General features: G+C 34.5%; 20 protein-coding genes. 13 read left to right on the top strand and 7 right to left on the bottom strand.

Annotation, left to right across the window (positions count from 1 at the left end):
- Window positions 1-22 precede the first annotated feature (22 nt).
- The 4 genes from H5T44_05905 to H5T44_05920 all read left to right on the top strand — a co-directional run bounded on the left by H5T44_05905 (window position 23) and on the right by H5T44_05920 (window position 2926).
- On the top strand, window positions 23-889 hold the full coding sequence (locus H5T44_05905) for a sulfite exporter TauE/SafE family protein (protein ID MBC7081755.1): 867 nt from the start codon (window positions 23-25) through the stop codon (window positions 887-889).
- A complete protein-coding gene (locus H5T44_05910) occupies window positions 886-1065 on the top strand; it encodes an AbrB/MazE/SpoVT family DNA-binding domain-containing protein (GenBank protein ID MBC7081756.1) in 180 nt (59 codons plus the stop codon). Before H5T44_05905 ends, H5T44_05910 begins: the two co-directional genes overlap by 4 nt.
- Window positions 1066-1128: 63 nt before the next feature.
- The gene (locus H5T44_05915) at window positions 1129-1419 is read left to right on the top strand and encodes a hypothetical protein (protein MBC7081757.1); all 291 of its coding nucleotides are present in this window, start codon (window positions 1129-1131) and stop codon (window positions 1417-1419) included.
- A complete protein-coding gene (locus H5T44_05920; protein MBC7081758.1) occupies window positions 1394-2926 on the top strand; it encodes a tRNA uridine(34) 5-carboxymethylaminomethyl modification radical SAM/GNAT enzyme Elp3 in 1533 nt (510 codons plus the stop codon). The genes H5T44_05915 and H5T44_05920 overlap by 26 nt, the downstream gene beginning before the upstream one ends.
- Here the strand turns inward: H5T44_05920 and H5T44_05925 are convergent.
- The 3 genes from H5T44_05925 to truA all read right to left on the bottom strand — a co-directional run bounded on the left by H5T44_05925 (window position 2915) and on the right by truA (window position 5350).
- Entirely contained in the window at window positions 2915-3829 is a 915-nt protein-coding gene (locus tag H5T44_05925; protein MBC7081759.1) for a UbiA prenyltransferase family protein, read from the bottom strand. The genes H5T44_05920 and H5T44_05925 overlap by 12 nt on opposite strands.
- A gap of 86 nt (window positions 3830-3915) precedes the next feature.
- On the bottom strand, window positions 3916-4581 hold the full coding sequence (locus tag H5T44_05930; GenBank protein MBC7081760.1) for a hypothetical protein: 666 nt from the start codon (window positions 4579-4581) through the stop codon (window positions 3916-3918).
- 28 nt (window positions 4582-4609) lie between these two features.
- Window positions 4610-5350 carry a tRNA pseudouridine(38-40) synthase TruA gene (gene truA / locus H5T44_05935; protein MBC7081761.1) on the bottom strand — a complete coding sequence of 247 codons (741 nt, stop codon included), beginning with the start codon at window positions 5348-5350 and terminating at the stop codon, window positions 4610-4612.
- Between the two features lie 30 nt (window positions 5351-5380).
- On the opposite strand from truA, the gene H5T44_05940 reads away from it, so the two are divergent.
- Window positions 5381-5545 carry a Trm112 family protein gene (locus H5T44_05940; GenBank protein ID MBC7081762.1) on the top strand — a complete coding sequence of 55 codons (165 nt, stop codon included), beginning with the start codon at window positions 5381-5383 and terminating at the stop codon, window positions 5543-5545.
- Here the strand turns inward: H5T44_05940 and H5T44_05945 are convergent.
- The gene (locus H5T44_05945; protein ID MBC7081763.1) at window positions 5535-6890 is read right to left on the bottom strand and encodes an acetyl ornithine aminotransferase family protein; all 1356 of its coding nucleotides are present in this window, start codon (window positions 6888-6890) and stop codon (window positions 5535-5537) included. The genes H5T44_05940 and H5T44_05945 overlap by 11 nt on opposite strands.
- 76 nt (window positions 6891-6966) lie before the next feature.
- Here H5T44_05945 and H5T44_05950 point away from each other — a divergent pair, with 76 nt between their 5' ends.
- Window positions 6967-8097, top strand: coding sequence for a PD-(D/E)XK nuclease family protein (locus tag H5T44_05950; GenBank protein ID MBC7081764.1), 1131 nt, complete (start codon window positions 6967-6969; stop codon window positions 8095-8097).
- A 3-nt stretch (window positions 8098-8100) separates the two neighbouring features.
- Here the strand turns inward: H5T44_05950 and H5T44_05955 are convergent, their stop codons facing one another.
- Window positions 8101-9153 (bottom strand): DUF763 domain-containing protein, encoded by a 1053-nt coding sequence (locus H5T44_05955; GenBank protein MBC7081765.1) that lies wholly within the window; start codon window positions 9151-9153, stop codon window positions 8101-8103.
- Window positions 9154-9218: 65 nt separating this feature from the next.
- Between H5T44_05955 and H5T44_05960 the strand changes: the two genes are divergently transcribed.
- Complete coding sequence (locus tag H5T44_05960) at window positions 9219-10928, top strand: hypothetical protein (protein MBC7081766.1); 1710 nt, start codon at window positions 9219-9221, stop codon at window positions 10926-10928.
- Here H5T44_05960 and H5T44_05965 read toward each other — a convergent pair.
- Window positions 10916-12061, bottom strand: coding sequence for a DUF401 family protein (locus tag H5T44_05965; protein MBC7081767.1), 1146 nt, complete (start codon window positions 12059-12061; stop codon window positions 10916-10918). The two genes, H5T44_05960 and H5T44_05965, sit on opposite strands and share 13 nt — an antisense overlap.
- Window positions 12058-12978: a 4-demethylwyosine synthase TYW1 gene (locus H5T44_05970; protein ID MBC7081768.1), complete on the bottom strand. Its 921-nt coding sequence runs from the start codon at window positions 12976-12978 to the stop codon at window positions 12058-12060. The genes H5T44_05965 and H5T44_05970 overlap by 4 nt, the downstream gene beginning before the upstream one ends.
- 78 nt (window positions 12979-13056) lie before the next feature.
- On the opposite strand from H5T44_05970, the gene H5T44_05975 reads away from it, so the two are divergent.
- From H5T44_05975 to H5T44_06000, 6 genes are all read left to right on the top strand, one after another.
- The gene (locus H5T44_05975; protein MBC7081769.1) at window positions 13057-13575 is read left to right on the top strand and encodes a hypothetical protein; all 519 of its coding nucleotides are present in this window, start codon (window positions 13057-13059) and stop codon (window positions 13573-13575) included.
- Between the two features lies 1 nt (window position 13576).
- Window positions 13577-14731: an SPFH domain-containing protein gene (locus H5T44_05980; GenBank protein ID MBC7081770.1), complete on the top strand. Its 1155-nt coding sequence runs from the start codon at window positions 13577-13579 to the stop codon at window positions 14729-14731.
- 5 nt (window positions 14732-14736) lie between these two features.
- Entirely contained in the window at window positions 14737-15486 is a 750-nt protein-coding gene (locus H5T44_05985) for a zinc ribbon domain-containing protein (protein MBC7081771.1), read from the top strand.
- Window positions 15487-15495: 9 nt separating this feature from the next.
- Window positions 15496-16515 carry a hypothetical protein gene (locus tag H5T44_05990; protein ID MBC7081772.1) on the top strand — a complete coding sequence of 340 codons (1020 nt, stop codon included), beginning with the start codon at window positions 15496-15498 and terminating at the stop codon, window positions 16513-16515.
- A complete protein-coding gene (locus H5T44_05995) occupies window positions 16512-17084 on the top strand; it encodes a hypothetical protein (GenBank protein MBC7081773.1) in 573 nt (190 codons plus the stop codon). Before H5T44_05990 ends, H5T44_05995 begins: the two co-directional genes overlap by 4 nt.
- A 32-nt stretch (window positions 17085-17116) precedes the next feature.
- The coding region (locus H5T44_06000; protein MBC7081774.1) for a hypothetical protein at window positions 17117-17361 on the top strand (245 nt) is incomplete at its 3' end.

Consider the following 17361-nt stretch of genomic DNA (forward strand, 5'->3'; position numbering starts at 1 on the left):
TACTTGGTACTCATATACCAATATGCTATATTACCTTTTACCATTAATTGCAGGGCTAATTGCTCAATATATAGATGGAAGTTTAGGAATGGGTTATGGTGTATCCTCTTCTTCCATTCTTGTTGCTGCTGGATTTATGCCTGCGCTCGTATCCGCTTCCGTGCACATGGCGGAAACATTTACAACATTTACATCTGGAATAAGCCATTTCAAATTTGGAAATGTTGATAAGGACATTCTGCTCCCTCTTATATTTCCTGGGATAATTGGCGGTGCTATAGGGGCGTATATTCTCTCAGATATAATTCCTACTAAAGCGGTTAAAATAGTTGTCAGCTTTATTTTGCTCTCCCTCGGTCTTGTAATATTTTTAAGATTTTACTTTGGGAAAATAAGGAAAAGGGAGGGAAATTTTTCAAAAAGATTTTTGATTGTTGTTGCCCTTGCTGGCGGGTTACTTGATGCAATAGGAGGTGGGGGATGGGGGCCAGTTTGCACTTCTTCGCTAGTTGCGACTAATAAGAGAGAGCCAAGAAAAGTTATTGGATCCGTGAATTTGGCGGAGTTTTTTGTAACTCTTGCGATAACAACAACATTTGCAATAACTCTTGGAATAGAGAATTTCCTATGGAGTATAACCCTGCCCCTGATAATAGGAGGCATTATAGCAGCCCCATTAGCTGCATACACTTGCAGGAAAATACCATCTATTTTACTCGGGAGCATGGTTGGAATATTGCTTATAGTAATTAATGCAAGAACAATAATTTCATCCTTTATATCAGTAAATTTCTTAGTGATTTTATCTATAATGGTTTTGATATTTGCGGCTCTTTTAATCATTAAATATGCCAGGATGGAAGAAAAAATTTTGGAGGAACAAGAATGAAAATAGATATGAAGGATGTTGAGTATATAACCGAGACAAGTGTAACAATAAGGGGAAGCAGGAGAAGGACAACTCTGCCAAAATATATAGTTGAAAAAATTGGAATAAAAGACGGAGATAAAATAAGATGGATATTATTCAAAGATGGAACAATTTATTTGATGAAAGTAGAGTAGAAAATTTTAAGTAGATTTTTATATTGAAAGTTTATAACAATTTAAATTCAAAAGGTGATATGAATGAAAAAAGATAAGAAAGATGAAATGAGAAAAAAGCTCGAGGATTTAGAAGAAGTCCTTAGATACAATGAAGCGGTTCTTGAAGAGATATACGAAACACAGGAATCAATGTTCTCCATATTTGCGGATCTTGTTAAATTGATAAGCAGAATGTATCAAGAAATGAAAATAGATGATAAGGAATTGAAATCATGTATGAATAGATTAAGAGAAACCTTTATTGACGAAGGGGAGTATTTTATAAAAAAGGAGATTAATAAAAATAATGATTTCTCAGTCGCATATACATAAAATATTTGCAGAAAGATTATCTGAAGAAATTAGGAAGGGAAATATAAAAAACAAAGATGACTTGTTAAAAATAAAAAAGAGGATAGCAAAAGAACTGGGGATAAATGTCCCACAAAATTCAGAAATACTGCCTTTTGTAAAAGATGAAAAAATAAAGGAAATTTTAATCAGGAAACCCGTAAGGACAATTTCAGGTGTTGCAATAGTGGCGGTGATGGCTTCCCCATTCCATTGCCCCCATGGAAGATGCCTCCCATGCCCTGGCAACCCACCAGAAAGCGCTCAGAGCTATACAGGATATGAGCCTGCTTCACTTCGTGCTAGAAGAAATGATTATGACCCTTATCTGCAAGTAAAAGATAGATTGAGGCAATTTTCATGCATTGGACATCCGAGTGATAAAATTGAATTAATTGTGATGGGTGGAACTTTTCCAGCAAGAGATTTTCTATATCAGGAATGGTTTATAAAGAGATGCTATGATGCAATGAATGAAATTAATTCAACATCTCTTGAAGAAGCTAAAAAAATAAATGAGAAAGCAAAGCACAGATGTGTTGGTCTCACAATAGAAACGCGCCCGGATTGGTGCAGGTTGCAACATGTTGAAAAAATGCTTGAATTTGGGACAACCAGGGTTGAGCTTGGGGTACAAATCCTTGATGACAAAATTCTTTATGAAATAAATAGAGGACATACTGTAAAAGATGTTATGGATGCAACCAGGATTTTAAAAAATGCTGGATTCAAAGTATGCTATCATATAATGCCCGGTTTGCCTTCTAGCAATAGAGAAAATGATATAGAATGCTTTAGGAAAATTTTTATTGATGAGAGATTCAGACCGGATATGTTAAAAATTTATCCAACTCTGGTTGTTAAACCATCGAAATTGTATGAAAAATGGGAGAGAGGTGAATATAAAGCAATTAGGGAAGAGGAGGCAATTGATATAATTTCAGAAATGAAGAAATATGTGCCTGAATGGGTAAGGATACAGAGGATAGAGAGAGATATCCCCTCTTATTTAGTCGAAGATGGGGTAAAAAAGAGTAATTTAAGGGAGTTAGTTCAACAGCGTTTACAAGAAGAAGGAGCTAGATGCAGATGTATAAGGTGCAGGGAAATAAGGGATAGAAAAGTTGATGATTTTGAGTTAAGGAGGAGAGATTATATAGCAAGTGATGGAAGAGAGATTTTTCTTTCAATTGAGAATGGGGAGATGGACTTAATTATTGCATATTGCAGATTAAGAATAGCAAATAATTTTGCTATTGTAAGGGAGCTAAAAGTTCATGGCTCTATGGTTGAAATTGGAAAAAGAAACGATGAAAAATGGCAGCATAAAGGATTTGGAAAAATTTTGATAGATAAAGCGGAAGAAATAGCAAGCAAATCAAAAAAAGAGAGAATTTTTGTTTTAAGCGGTGTTGGTGCAAAAGAATATTATAGCAAACTCGGTTACAGTGATGACGGATTTTATATGAGTAAAAATTTATGTGAATAGAGATATGTATGGCTTTATAAGATAAGCGGTTACAGATATTATATAAAAACCAGCGAGAGTTAAATAAAAATTAACCCATAATTCATTGTTTTCAAGATTTACAGGGGAAAAATCTATTTTAAATAGTTTGTATAGCATCCAAGCGGTTGGAATCAAAAGAATAAATAAAGCAGACAGTTCTATAGGGATTAAGCCAAATTTTATATAAATAGCAAGAAGCAAAAAGGAAAAAATTGAGAGAATAAATATTATGAAAGATAATTTTTTAATCCCATGATAAACAACGGGCGTTATTATACCATGTTTTCTATCTCCTTCTATATCATCAAAGTCCTTCGTGTTTTGCCACGCAAGAACCCAAATTGCAATTACACTCCCAAGGAGCCATGGCACCTTATCAAAAACATATTGCGGAAACACAACGCACCAGGAAGCAGGCACAGGCATCAATCCGCGGGATATTGCAAGAGATACGGTATTAAGCCAGAGCCTCTTTTTAAGCCTGAATGGTTCAAGATTATACAAAATTCCAGAAAATAAAAATAAAATCATGAAGATGCCATAATATGTGTTGATTAAGAAACCAATAATAACAGTAAAAATTGAAAGGATTAGAGCCATCAACTGGGCTTTTTCTACACTTATTTCTCCTTTTGCAATTGGTCTATATCCTTTTTTATTTGATTTATCAATTTCCACATCCTCCACTTGATTCATTATCTGTCCAACCGCCTGTGCAAAAGATAGAGCAACCGATGCAAAAAATATTTTATCAATATTCTGCCAGAATATATCTAAACTTTTGTAAATTGACAGCTGTAATAAAACGCCAAAAAATATGGATATAAATGGGGCAATAAGAGTGAAAGGCCTCATCAGCATTATCCATGGTTTTATCCTCATGAAAATCAATAATAAATAAATAGCAATGTTTTAAATGTTTTGGTTCAAAAATAGAATAGAGAATGAAAAATAAAAATAGGGAAGAATCAGAGCCAGTCTATGCCTATTGTAAGAAGCGAAGCTCCCATTATGAATTGTGCATTTGGTATTCCATATCCTATCTTTCCAAAGTCAATATATGCTCCAACAAATCCGCATATTATGAGTGTTTGTGTCCCAACCATATCCCAGTATTCAATTCTTGGAGGCAATAAATGGAAACTAAGAGAGGCAGTATAGCCGAGCAAAAAATACTGAACCACTATAGGGCGGAACATGAAGCCAAGGAACGCTTCTCCTGGATAAAGAGGAATAAATGAGAATCCGCTTCCAAAGCTTATAAGTGGTGGCATCAAGTCAAATTTAGGGTTAAGAAAGTTTGGTATAAAACTTGCAATAAAACCCGCTGGCAAAATCCCAAGCTCTACAAGTTCATTTAAAAAATCTTCAATAATTTGAACTGCTCTATTCTTTTCCTCATCATTTGAAGAACTCTTTATTATTTTTACCGCTTCCTGCGCCTTTTCATATTTTGATGATAATCTCTTTGCATCTGGCTCTAATATATGAACTGTTTTCTTTGCATTTCCATTTGGAGAAATTATTGTTACCTCAACAGGCAATTCTTTTTTGTTTGCGCCAGCACTTATGAAAGGCGTCGCTAAAAGGGCAACCGTTATCGCAAGGACGAGTGTTTTTTTTCCCCATCTCATTCATATCACCTTATAAGGAAATTATAAATCAATATTTATTTATTTCGGCTATATCTTTAAAAATTTCATTTTTTATTAAAAAATCTGGCTGGATAAAGGGGATGAATTCAAAATCATATTTAATATCAATTAAAATAAGATTTTCTGGTTTGGCCAATCCAAAATTTATCCTCTCCTCCTTTTTTAAAGCTTTCTTCACATCCTCTATATCATATTTTCCCTCACCCACTCCTAAAACCGCTGCCATTATTCTTCTTATCTGGTTCCAAAGGAAAAATTTTCCCTCAAAATCAAATTTTATTATTTTTCCTTTTATAACTTCTATTTTATCTATTCTTGAAATTGTTCTTCTTTTATCCTTAACAAAATAAGCAAAATCATGCTCTCCTTCGAAAATTTTAACCGCTTCAATCATTTTTTTGATATCATAACCTCTATCATATACATAATACCTGTATCTCTTACTCTTGCAATGTCTTGGATTAAAATTTTCATCAACATATGCATATCCGAAAATCCATATCCTTCTAGAATTTTCAAATATTCTCAAAGCATTTCCTCTGCAATTAAATGATATTACATTTGCAATTGCACTCACCCCTCTATCTGTTCTTGCAGCATATTGGAATTTTGCCTCTTTTATATCTTTAACAATTTTGCTTTTCTTTAAAATTTTTAGTATTTCTCCTTCCACTGTTTCCTTTCCTTTCTGCCTCGCAAATCCATTGAATAATGTTCCATCATAACCTATTTTCAATGCTATGCGCATGATTAAAATATTTAATTTATATTTAAATTTATGAAAAAAGAATATGTAAAATTGCTTTGTTGTCCATATTGCAAGGGAAATTTAATCTTAAAAGTTGAGAAAGAAGATGAAAAAGAAATAATAGCTGGAAAGTTTGAATGCAAAAAATGCGAAAAAGAATATGAGATAAAAAATGGGATACCAATTATGATTTGAGGTTGGAAAATGTTTCCTTTATTGCTTCCTCAACCAAATCCATTGCATTATTCATTTGTTCTTCATTTATGCAAAGAGGGGGTATATATCTTATAGCACTTTCCCCGCACCCGATTAAAAGAATTCCCTTTTTAAAGCATCTCTCAACAATTTCATCCCTTGCTTTTGGAAAAACCTTCTTGCTCTTCTTATCCTTTACTATTTCAGTGGCTCTCATTAATCCTATCCCCCTAGCATCCCCGACTATCTCATATTTTTCAACAAATTCTTGCAATCTCTTGCCCATCAACTTCCCTTGCTTCTCCGCATTTTTAATCAAACCCTTTTCAAGCAATTCAATAGTTGCAAGAGATGCGGCGCAAGCCACCGGGTTGCCCCCGAACGTGGTGGAATGAGCGCCCTTTACTCCAAAATCAATTTTTGATGGATAAATGCAGGCGGATAAGGGCAAGCCAGACGCTATTGCCTTTGCGGTTGTTATTATATCAGGTTGAATGCCAAAATGTTCAATTGCCCACATCTTACCAGTTCTTCCGAATCCCGCTTGGATTTCATCATCAACAAGCAATATATTCTTTTCTTCTAAAAATTTCTTAAGTGTTTTAAAGAAGTTTTTAGGAGGCACAACATATCCTCCTTCTCCTTGAATTGGTTCAGAGAAAAAGGAAGCAACTTCATCGCTCGGGAGAAAATGCTTGAAAATATATTCTATATAATTTATAACCGCATTTGTTAGCTCATCTGGCTCTTCATACCCATCTATTCCAAAAGGATTTCTATAAGGATTTGGATATGGAATATGCACCACCCCTGGCATCCAAGGAAAGAATCTTTGCTTATGAACTATTTTGCTAGCGGTTAGTGCAACTGCTCCCATTGTTCTTCCGTGGAAGGCTCCTATAAAGGATATGAAGAATTTCTTATTTGTAGCCCATCTTGTCAATTTTATTGCACATTCTATAGCTTCCGCACCACTATTGCCGAAGTAAACTTTTTTATTCCATTTGCCAGGAGTGATATTGGCTAGCTTCTCCGCTAAATCAACTTGGACTTTATAATAATAATCTGTTCCCGCAAAGTGAATGAATTTTTCCGCTTGCTTTTTTATTGCTTCCACAACCTTTGGATGAGCATGTCCAACATTTACAACTCCTACACCAGAGACAAAATCAAAAAATATATTTCCATCAACATCTTCAAAAACAATTCCTTTTGCTTCCTTAACAACCGCTGGAGATGCTTTTGTTGTATTTGCAATATATTTTTCATCTCCTTCTATTATCTTCTTGGCATTTCTACCAGGAACATTTTTAACTACTGGTTTTTTTTCCTTTCCAGTTATCATATAGTTGAAATGCTTTCCAATTTAAAAAATTTCCTAACGAGGGAAAAATTTAAAGTTAAATCTTTAATATTTAGTAATGATTTATTCAAATTCATCGATAAATTCTTTTGAGGCATGCCCATATAGATTTAAATTAATGTATATTGATAAAATTAAACCGATTAGAAAAAGTGTTGAAACTTTTATGGGAAACAGGGTTCATGAGGCTCTTGAAAAATTGTACAGGGATAAGATATATGAAAAAACATGCTCTTTGGAAGAGCTTCTCGAATTTTATAATAATAGGTGGGAAAAAGAAATGAATCCCCAAATTTTTGTTGCGAAAGAATATGATATAAGCAATTACAAGAAAATGGGTGAGAGATATTTAATTGACTATTACAATACATATAAACCATTTGATGAAGGTAAAATAATAGCATTAGAAAAAAAAGTTTTATTTCCCATAAATGAAAAATATTGGGTGGCGGGGGTTATTGATAGAGTAATGGAGGTAGATGAAAAATATGAAGTACATGACTATAAAACCTCAGTCCATTTGCCAACCAAACAGGAAATAGAAAATGACCCTCAACTTGCAATATATGCTTTATCCCTAAAATACATGTATGATATTGAGGAAATTGAACTTGTATGGCATTTTCTCGCTTTTAATAAGGAAATAAGAATTAGGAAAGAAAATTATGAGGATATAAGGGAAAATTTGATTTATAAGATAAAAAAGATAGAAAAGGCAATAAAAGAAAATGATTTTCCAGCAATAGAATCAAGTTTATGCGATTATTGTGAATACCAGCAAATTTGCCCCATTTTCAGGCACAGATGGTGCGAAGATGAAGAAAGCTCTTCTCTTGTAAATAAATACTGGGAGGTATGCGGTAAAATTTCTGAAATGAAAGAGATTCAGAAACAGCTAAGGGAGAAATTGATTGAATATGCAGAAAAAAACAAACTTGATAGGATATATGGAATAGGAAAATATGTGGATATTAAAAAATATAAAAATATAAATTTTAAAGAGCAAGATAAATTGAAGGAGATTTTGAAAGATTGCAATTTGTATGAAAATTATTCAAAAATTGATTTAATATCTCTATCAAATGATTTCATTTCAAAAAATCTTCCAGAAGAATTATATGATAAAATAAAGCATTTGGCGGAGGAAAAGAAAGATATAAGGGTTTATCTGAGGGAAATGGAAGAATAGAGTTTATTCAACAAAAATTTTTAGTTTTTTAATTGCCTCAATTTTATCTTTCTTTCCTATTTTTGCCTCCTCTAAGCTCTGAATTAAAATATTCGTTGCTTCATCCATTGCTTTTCTATTAACTGGATAAGGTACTCCATCTTTTCCTCCAACTGCAAATGAATATTTAACCGGATCATTCCATGAAGGAGGGCATCCATAAATGAGGTCAGAGATATAGGCAAGAGCTCTTACAGTAGATGCTCCAATTCCCTTTATTGCAAGCATTTCTTCAAAATTTCTTGGTTGAATTTCATACGCTTCTCTCAGGGCATTCCAGTTTATTTTTTCCGGCATTCTTAAAGCAAGCATTTTTCCATCAAGAGTTGATTGATAAAGCTTGCAGGATCTAATTTTCATAAATTGCTTATAAACCCAGGAAGGTTTTTCCTTTACAATATCAACGCTCACATTTCTTGCTTCCTCGCTTTCTTTGTCCGTCATATTTAAAGCAATACCTTTTTTCCCTATTATTCCAGAATGGGGTTCTTCCACAAAATTTTTGATCTTCCATATCCAATGGTATCTTCTTGCATATCTATTTTCCTTATCCATCCCTTGCTGGATTACAATCCATCTCCCGTATGAATCAAAAATTATCATATGGTGATAAAGTTCATAGCCATCCTGAAGTGCTGCACTATCAACCTTTGCGGTCATCCTGCTTGCATAAGAGATTTTATCATAAATCTCCCCAGCCTTCTCCTCAATTTCCTCAAGTGTTCTTTTTGCCATTCCTTTTCCCCCAGCTGCCATAATTCCATATTTGGAAAGCGCCTCCTTGAGGCAGGCGCAAGTAACAGTGGTGGTGCCTGAAGAATGCCAGTCATAGCCCAATACGCAGGAGAAGCTTTGGAACCAGTAGGGATTGGAAAGAAGTTCGAGCAGTTTTTCCTCACCATATTCTTCTATTATGATCGCAGAAATTGCATCCGCTAGCCTTACCATTCTTTTATACAGCCAGGCGGGTGCTTTTCCGTAGTGCAGGGGTAAATCCGCTATACCAGTTTTTTCCACAATATTAAATTTTTTTTGAATATAAACTTAAGGGAAAAAATATAAATCCTGAAGGCATTCATTTCATGAAGAAAGTTGTGGTAACATTTGCGGTATTGGTATTGCTGATTACATATTTCAACGGAGAAGTTAAATCTGAGAATAAAAAAATTGATTACAGAGTAATAAAATATGCTTTTCCAATAGGAACAAAAATAGAGAGGATTGATGTAATTCCATTAAATGTCAAAGAAACACATGTTTTCAATAAAAAATCTATAAGTTTTATTGCGGATAATATGAGGGAAAAGAAACTTTATATGGAATATGAAATACCTGAAAAATGGTATGAATATAGTATAGGGGTTGGGATGGATAAAGGAGAGAGATGTATATTTTTAACCCTTTATCTTTACAATATAATATCTTCAAGTGATAAATTCTATGAGGCAAGCGACTTTGATATAAAAATTGATTATTCTTTGCCAGAGAAAACATTCGCTTCAGCATATGATTTCCTAATAATTTCTCCTGATGCATGGGTAAGCGAGCTATCTTTGCTTAAAGAGCATAAGGAGAGCAAGGGAATAAAAACAATAGTAGTAGGGTTAAGTGAAATTTATACTCATCCATCTGCTGTGCATGGAAGAGATGATGCAGAAAAGGTGAAGTATTTCATAAAGAATGCAATTGAGGAATGGGGAATAAAATATGTAATGCTTGTTGGAGGAAGAGCTTTTGGATATCAGGAAAAGTGGATTATGCCAGTAAGATATACAAATCTTGATGATAGAAGTGGATGGGAAACCAGTTATTTGAGCGACTTATATTTTGCAGATATATATAAATATGAAAATGGCTCGATCGCTTTTGAGGACTGGGATAGCAATGGAAATGGAATATATGCGGAATGGAAGGGAATGAAAAGAGATAACCTGGATCTATATCCTGATGTTTATGTTGGCAGGCTTGCTTGCAGGAATAAATATGAGCTAAAAATAATGATTGATAAGATAATTAATTATGAGAATAAACCATTTGAGAATTTCAAAAAATTCATATTAGTCGGTGGCGATTCCTATGACGACAACCATAAATACATTGAAGGTGAGCTCGCTACATGGGAAGCTTACAAATACATGCAAGATTTTGAGGCAATAAAATTATGGGCATCTGAAATAGATTTAAGTTCAAAAAATATAGTGAATGCGATAAATGAAGGGGCGGGTTTTGCATATTTTTGTGGGCATGGAAATCCAATGAGCTGGAGCACTCATAAACCTGGAAATTTCAATGAGTGGGAAGAAGGTCTGCAAATCTTTGATATGCCATTTTTGAGAAATGGATATGAATTACCCATTGTAGTTATAGGTGGATGCCATAATAGCCAATTCAATGTGAGCATATTCTATTCATTTGATAAGGAGAAAGTCTGGAAGGGTGAAAACGCTCCAGAATGCTGGAGCTGGTGGTTTACACGCAAAATAAATGGCGGGGCTATAGCAACGATTGGAAATACCGGGCTTGGTTACCATGGAAGTGAGGATGAAAACAAAGATGGAATTCCTGATTATTTGCAGGTTTTGGATGGATGGCTTGAAATAAACTTTTTCAGAATATATAAGGAAGGGGTTGATATTCTAGGGATGCTTCACTCACAGACAATAAAAGAGTTTATAGATTATTTCCCTGGAGATTCAAATATGCCATTGAAATATATTATAGATGTAAAAGTTGTTCAGGAATGGCTATTGCTTGGTGATCCTACTCTTAAGATAGGTGGCTATAGAGAGTAAATTATTGCGGAAATAATTATAACCAATATTGCAGGAGGGAGAAGGAGTTTATATAAATCCGTGAGCTTTGGCTTGAAATACTCGTATGTCAGTACTAAACAAGGATGAACAGGAGATACCAAATAACCAATGAACGAGGAAATATATAATAAGCTCACTAGTTTGATATCAAATATAAAGGGAGATAGTAAAGGATAGAGTATTCCAATTGCTGCCAAATTATTTGCGGTGATTGTTCCAACCAAAAATGGGATTATTGCTATCATTGCCACTGGATTAAAATTTGAGAGATAGGAATATATTATTTCCGGGGCTTTCATCGAAATTATCATATTTTTCAAAAGCATTATTCCAAATATTGCAATTAATAAGCTAACTAATCCTTTTTTTAAAAAATAAATTTTTCTCTTCATGGATATTGCCACCGCAAGAATAATTCCAATGCTAAGAGAGATTAGAAAGGATAAGTAGGTATGCATAAAAAATGATAAAATTATTGCCAATGAAACAGTTAAAAGAATAGGAAATATTGCAAGATAATTACCCTCACTCTCCTTTTCCTTTTTCCTAGAAAATTTTTTAACAACTGGCATAGCTAAAAAGAAGCTCAATAAAAATATAGGAAATTGCATCAAAATCAATTTGTATATACTAACGCCAGCCAGATCCGCAACAAGAACAAGAGGAGTTGAAATTGGTAAAATTATAAACCATACATGTCGATACCATAAATTCAAAAAAGTCAGCTCATTTTTCTCTCCTCCTTTGTCTATAAGTGGCGCGGACATCAGCGCCCCGCCAGGCACAGGGAGCATACCAAACAACGAGGGTATCGCAATCAAAAGCCCTCTGTAAGAAAGTTTTTGGCTCAAAAATTTTACAAGCTCCCCCATTGCCCCTCCTTCTTGTAGAATTGTGGATAACAGATTTATTAAAAAAATTATGAATATTAAAGCTATTACAGTCCAATCTGTTGCGGTCTTATATAGATTTTCTGGCAGATTTTTATAATCAAATACTGAAAGAATTATAATTCCCGCAAAAACTGATATTGCAAAATTTTTTCTTTTTGCAACCAAAAAAATGATAACTGAAAATGACAAAAATATTGATAATAGAGTTAAATCAATCATATCTCCCTCTTTTTTCCTCTTCCGAGCAATACAACCCTTGAATCAACCCTTTCATCTTCTATTTTATAGCCTGTTAAATCACTTAATTTTTCTGCAAAATTTCTTATTTCTTCATGATTTGGCATATTGTTGCGATGCATTCTCTCTTTTGAATAGCCAACGTGCATATATCCTTTTGGCTCTATAAACCATGCATCGCTTTTTTCATCTATCCTGGCATATTCCTCTTCATAACCAAGATTCCAATCCTTAACCAGAGTATGTCTTATAACTGTTCTCGTATTTAATGATGGAAGCAATTCAATTGTTTCGTTAATTTTTTTCCAGCCATCTTTGACTAATGGGCAACATAATTTCTTATACAAATCTTCATTAGGGGCAGCAATTGTTACATAAATCTGTTTTGGCAATGTGTCCATTTTTTCAATAAATTCTGGATTTGTTCCATTTGTTACAAGAAAAGTTGTCATTCCCCTTTTATGGCATTCTTCAAAAAACTCGCTCAGGAAGGGATATAAGGTAGGCTCACCAGTTAATGAGCATGCAACATGCTTTGGTTCAATTGCCTCTTTCCAATCCTCAATTCTAACCTTCTTGTTTCCTTTATAACCGCTCAAAAGCCTTCTTTGTTCCTCAATACTCTTTTCCAATATAAATTTTGGGTCATCCGCCTCTTCCCTTTTAATTTCTTTTAGAGTAAAACCTTGAAAACGCCAGCAGTAAAGACATTTCTGAGTGCAATGATAGGCGGCAGGCGTCATCTGCAAGCAACGGTGGCTTTTTATTCCATAAAAAGTGCTCTTGTAACATGGTATATTTTCAACCAGTGCTTTTTTTAGCCAGTAGCAGAGTTTTACAGCGGAGTGCCTGCCAACAACTGCATAACCCTGCTTTTCCAGTATCTCCTTCACATGTATATTTGATTATTAATTTATTTTTTTATCCATTTAGGCACAAATGCCAAAACCTTTAAATTTATAAATTGTTTTACAATAATGGTAGATATTAGAGAAAGAATTGAAGAAGACAGGGGGGTCTTAAAAAAAATACAGCTTATTATTCCTGGCTATGAAGGATATAGAAGGAGGGAGGATATAAGAAAAGCGGATAATCTTTTAAGAAATCAACTTGCTGACAAACTAAAAATTGCAAGAAATGATATAGAGGGTGTAAGAAGAAATCTTGTTTATAAATATGAAACAAGAAATCTGGAAAAGATAGGAGATTTGCTTAACTATTTCCAGAAAATAGACGGGCAATTAAGACATGCGGAGCATGGCTATTCTGGAATTTCACCTGCAATAAGAATAGAAGAGGAAGAGCTGAATAAGCTATATGAATTTGACTATTCAATGGCAAAAATTATAGAAGGGATAATCAATGAGGCGAAAAAAATGAGGAGTGTTAAAGAGGAGGAAATGCTTGATGAAATTGAAAGAATAAGAGAAATGCTTGGAGAATTTGAAAAGACTTTTAAAATGAGGATGGTTTATATTACAGGAACAGAGGTGTAAAATGTTATTTGGAGGAAGTAAAAGGACAGATGCAACAGCTGGGGGCAAAGAAGGGATAATAGGGGCAATGACAATTGCGTGGGATGATGCCTACAAGAGAAATTTTATAATGTGGAAAGTTCCCAGGAATATAAGGCTAAATGACAATATAGTTGTAAGAGAAGATGAAATAGCGGTTTTTTATAGAGATGGAAAGGTTCTTGCATATTTAGATAAGCCAGATAGATATGCTTTAACTAGCCAAAATGCTCCAATTCTTGGTGGCCTTATAAGAGCTTTATCTGGGGTAAAACAGCAGGCGGAAGTATATTACATACAAAAGAAGGTTTTTGATGGGAAGTTTGGGAGTAAGCAACCTTATCAATTTAAAGACAAGGAGTTTGGTATTGTAAATCTAAGAGTTTTTGGAGAATTCCGCTATAGAGTAAATGAGCCTGTTAATTTCATAAACCAATTTGTTGGAACACTTAACTACCAAACAAGTCAAGAAGTGGAAGAAAGAATAAAGGAGCAGATGGTTCTCTTAGTATATGATGCAATTGGCCATCTAAAAGAGAAGGGAATGGGAGTAACTGAACTTGCTCCAAATTTAACAAATATAGAGCAGATTGTACTTGAAAAATCAAAAGACCATTTTGGTATGTATGGGATTGAAATAAATAAGGTATCCGGACTATACATAAATCTCCCTGAAGAAGTTCAAAAGGCGGTTGATACAAGAGCAAGTATGCAAGTTTTGGGAACAAATTATATGCAATACCAGGCGGGGCAGGCAATGAGAGAAGCAGCGCAAAATCCATCTGGCACCGCTGGCGCTGGCGTTGGCATAGGCGCTGGCATAGGAGCGGGCTATGCAATGATAGGGAGCATGGCACAGGCAATGCAACCCTCTCAAACACAACAACCCTCCCCACAACCCCAAGGCAAAGCTTGCATAAAATGCGGAGTGATAATTCCGGCGGATGCTAAATTTTGTTCATCTTGTGGGGCGAGGCAAGAAAAAATTGAGTGCCCAAATTGCAAAGCACCTCTGCCAGCTGATGCAAAGTTTTGCTCTTCCTGTGGAACCGCTTTAGGGAGTAAAAAGTGCTCAAATTGTGGAGTTGATATGCCTGCAAGTGCAAAGTTTTGTCCGAATTGTGGAAAGAGCGTGTGATAGGTATGACAAGTATAAAATGCAATAAATGCGGGGCATCAATTGAAATAGAGCCTGGCACAAAATTTGCTAAGTGCGAATATTGCAATTCTCAGATGTATATAGACAAAAGTGGGGTTGGATTCTTTTATATTGTTGAAATGAAAATAAAAGAGGAGAATGCAAGGGGCATATTTAAAAGATGGAGTGCTGGCTCTGCTATGGCGAAGGATTTGGAAAATGAGGCAAAAATAGTGAAAATGATTCCTGAATATTTCCCACTGTATATGTTCAAAAGAAATGTAGAGGGTAAGGAGGCAATTTATTTTGAGCCAGCAAAATCAACAAGTTTGCCAGGAATGCACGCACTAAAAGTTCCAGCAGGGGATATAAAAATATTTGATCAAAATTACATAGTTGATCCGAGAGCACAGATTATACAACCTGATTTGGGGATGGATGCTTATCTGAATAATCTGCCCGGTAAAGCGGAAGAGCAAGCTTTAGTATTCTTTCCCATATGGTATATTGAATATAGTTACAAAGGAAATATCTATAATGTTGTAATAGATGCATCTTCTGGTGAAGTGTTTTCTGAAAAATTTCCAACCAGGGAGAGTTATCCATACATTGCGGTTGCTTCCCTTGGATTCTTTTTATTCCTGATCTATGGTATAATCTCCCTTTTCTGGAAATTCACATATGGCTTAATCGGAATGGCTATAACAACTCCTATTCTATTCCTTGCATCCTATTTTGTGGCAAAAAATATGTGAGGTGATTGGATGGAAATATCTATCGGGATTTCGTGTCCTTCATGCGGGGGCGCTTTAAATGTTGAAGAAGGTAAAAAGGTTATTTCATGCAGGTACTGCGACGCCCTTATATGGCTTGAGGGTGATGAAGGAGTTTATACAGTTATGTTTGCAAATAATGTTACGAAGGAGAAGGCAATTTCTCTTTTAAATGAATGGTTTGGTAAAAAATTGAAGGCGAGGGATTTGAAAAGGAGAGCGGAAATAACTGAGATATTCCCCATTTATTTACCATTCTGGAGAATGAAGGCAAGAAGTGCGGGATGGGTATGCGGATATAGAGAGGAAAGGCATTATGATGCTGTCAGGAAAACTACAACTGTTAAGAAAGTCCCAATGGAAAAAATGGTTTTCAGAGATTTTGACTGGACGCAGATTGCATGTGACGCAGGAGACATTGGAGTAAAATATCTTAGAAACTTGCAGGGAAATACTATTAATGCAAACGCTGACCAAATACCCACTTTTGAGGTAACAACTTCAAAGAGTGATGCAATTAATTTAGGAATTGAGAAAATAAGGCAGGAAGCGATAAAAAGTGCTGGGGTTGAAAATATAACTTTCCAGAAGATGCATGTAATACCAAAATCATTCATGCTTATCTACTATCCTGTATGGATTGCAAGATATAAATATAAAGAGAGAATGTATTTTGCGACAATTGACGGAGTGACTTCAAAGGTCATTGCGGGCAGGGCGCCGGGCGATGCGCTATACCAGGCAATGATTATGACCGGCGGAGCAATTTTGGGGGGAATAATTTCATCCCTCGGTATTTGGACAATTGGTTCATCAACTGGATTAGGAATTTTTGCTCTTATTGGAGGGTTTATCATTTTTATTGCAAGTTATATGTTTTTCAGGCATGGAAGCGAGATAGTTGAAGGAGATATAGAGAAAAAATATGGTCTTCCATTAGAATCTATTAAAAATATTAAGAATATCAGAATAGATGCTCCGGGAAATGTTTTTGGAGGTGGAAAAATATGAAGGTTGTGCAGGTTAAATGTCCAAAGTGTAAAAATTTATTTTTTTCAAAAACAACTGACATGGCTTTTATTTGCGAAAATTGCGGGACATTACATATAAGAGAAGATGAAATAAAAATTTTTGATTATGAATTTTGGAAATTCTCGAAGAATATGGAAGGGGAGAAATTTTACATGCCTTTCTGGAAAATAAATGTAACAATAAATGTAAAGGAGAGCAAGGTTGTTGGATTGATGAAAATTGCAAACTTATTAAAAGGTGACACTGGAAAAATGGATATTTATATCCCAGCAATAGATTGCACGCCAGATGATTTTAGAAAATGGTCAAATCTTTTAACATTTGATAAATTAAATTTTGAAATTGAAAAAACAACAAAAATTCCAAGGATTCCGCTGGCAATAGGAGAAAAAGAAGCGGAAAAGCTTGCGGATTTTCTTGTTCTAACTTATGAAGCGGAAAAACCAGGAGTTTTGCAATATATAGATTATGAAATGAAAATAAATGAGAAAAAAATTGTATATGTGCCCGCTTATCTAATTAATAACAAATACGTAATAGGGTTATAGTAAGGTTTTTAATATTTTTCTCATTTATTGTCATGAAAGCATTGGCAATTGTAATATCTATTATAATGATTGCTCCTGTTGCATTGCAAAAAAGCAACGAAAATATTTTCTATGGCTATACAAATTTTATTTACAGAGAAGGTTATCCTATTCTGCCATATAAATATGAAACATACATATTTCCATTTGGAACAGAAATAAAGGAAATAGAAGTAATGGAAAAAAATGTTGAAAAAATAAAAATAAGTGGAAAGATAGAGCCCGCTCCAGCACCTTA

Source organism: Thermoplasmatales archaeon, from assembly GCA_014361195.1.
Taxonomy (GTDB): Archaea; Thermoplasmatota; E2; order UBA202; family JdFR-43; genus JACIWB01.

What these genes read in the sequence shown, in the direction of transcription:
- H5T44_05960 (MBC7081766.1), top strand. Translation starts at nt 9,219, where the DNA reads ATGAAGAAAGTTGTGGTAACATTTGCGGTATTGGTATTGCTGATTACA.
- H5T44_05920 (MBC7081758.1), top strand. Translation starts at nt 1,394, where the DNA reads ATGATTTCTCAGTCGCATATACATAAAATATTTGCAGAAAGATTATCT.
- H5T44_05930 (MBC7081760.1), bottom strand. Translation starts at nt 4,581, where the DNA reads ATGAGATGGGGAAAAAAAACACTCGTCCTTGCGATAACGGTTGCCCTT.
- H5T44_05925 (MBC7081759.1), bottom strand. Translation starts at nt 3,829, where the DNA reads ATGAGGATAAAACCATGGATAATGCTGATGAGGCCTTTCACTCTTATT.
- truA (MBC7081761.1), bottom strand. Translation starts at nt 5,350, where the DNA reads ATGCGCATAGCATTGAAAATAGGTTATGATGGAACATTATTCAATGGA.
- H5T44_05975 (MBC7081769.1), top strand. Translation starts at nt 13,057, where the DNA reads ATGGTAGATATTAGAGAAAGAATTGAAGAAGACAGGGGGGTCTTAAAA.
- H5T44_05910 (MBC7081756.1), top strand. Translation starts at nt 886, where the DNA reads ATGAAAATAGATATGAAGGATGTTGAGTATATAACCGAGACAAGTGTA.
- H5T44_05985 (MBC7081771.1), top strand. Translation starts at nt 14,737, where the DNA reads ATGACAAGTATAAAATGCAATAAATGCGGGGCATCAATTGAAATAGAG.
- H5T44_05995 (MBC7081773.1), top strand. Translation starts at nt 16,512, where the DNA reads ATGAAGGTTGTGCAGGTTAAATGTCCAAAGTGTAAAAATTTATTTTTT.
- H5T44_05990 (MBC7081772.1), top strand. Translation starts at nt 15,496, where the DNA reads ATGGAAATATCTATCGGGATTTCGTGTCCTTCATGCGGGGGCGCTTTA.
- H5T44_05950 (MBC7081764.1), top strand. Translation starts at nt 6,967, where the DNA reads ATGATTTATTCAAATTCATCGATAAATTCTTTTGAGGCATGCCCATAT.
- H5T44_05965 (MBC7081767.1), bottom strand. Translation starts at nt 12,061, where the DNA reads ATGATTGATTTAACTCTATTATCAATATTTTTGTCATTTTCAGTTATC.
- H5T44_05945 (MBC7081763.1), bottom strand. Translation starts at nt 6,890, where the DNA reads ATGATAACTGGAAAGGAAAAAAAACCAGTAGTTAAAAATGTTCCTGGT.
- H5T44_05915 (MBC7081757.1), top strand. Translation starts at nt 1,129, where the DNA reads ATGAAAAAAGATAAGAAAGATGAAATGAGAAAAAAGCTCGAGGATTTA.
- H5T44_05980 (MBC7081770.1), top strand. Translation starts at nt 13,577, where the DNA reads ATGTTATTTGGAGGAAGTAAAAGGACAGATGCAACAGCTGGGGGCAAA.
- H5T44_05905 (MBC7081755.1), top strand. Translation starts at nt 23, where the DNA reads ATGCTATATTACCTTTTACCATTAATTGCAGGGCTAATTGCTCAATAT.
- H5T44_05940 (MBC7081762.1), top strand. Translation starts at nt 5,381, where the DNA reads ATGAAAAAAGAATATGTAAAATTGCTTTGTTGTCCATATTGCAAGGGA.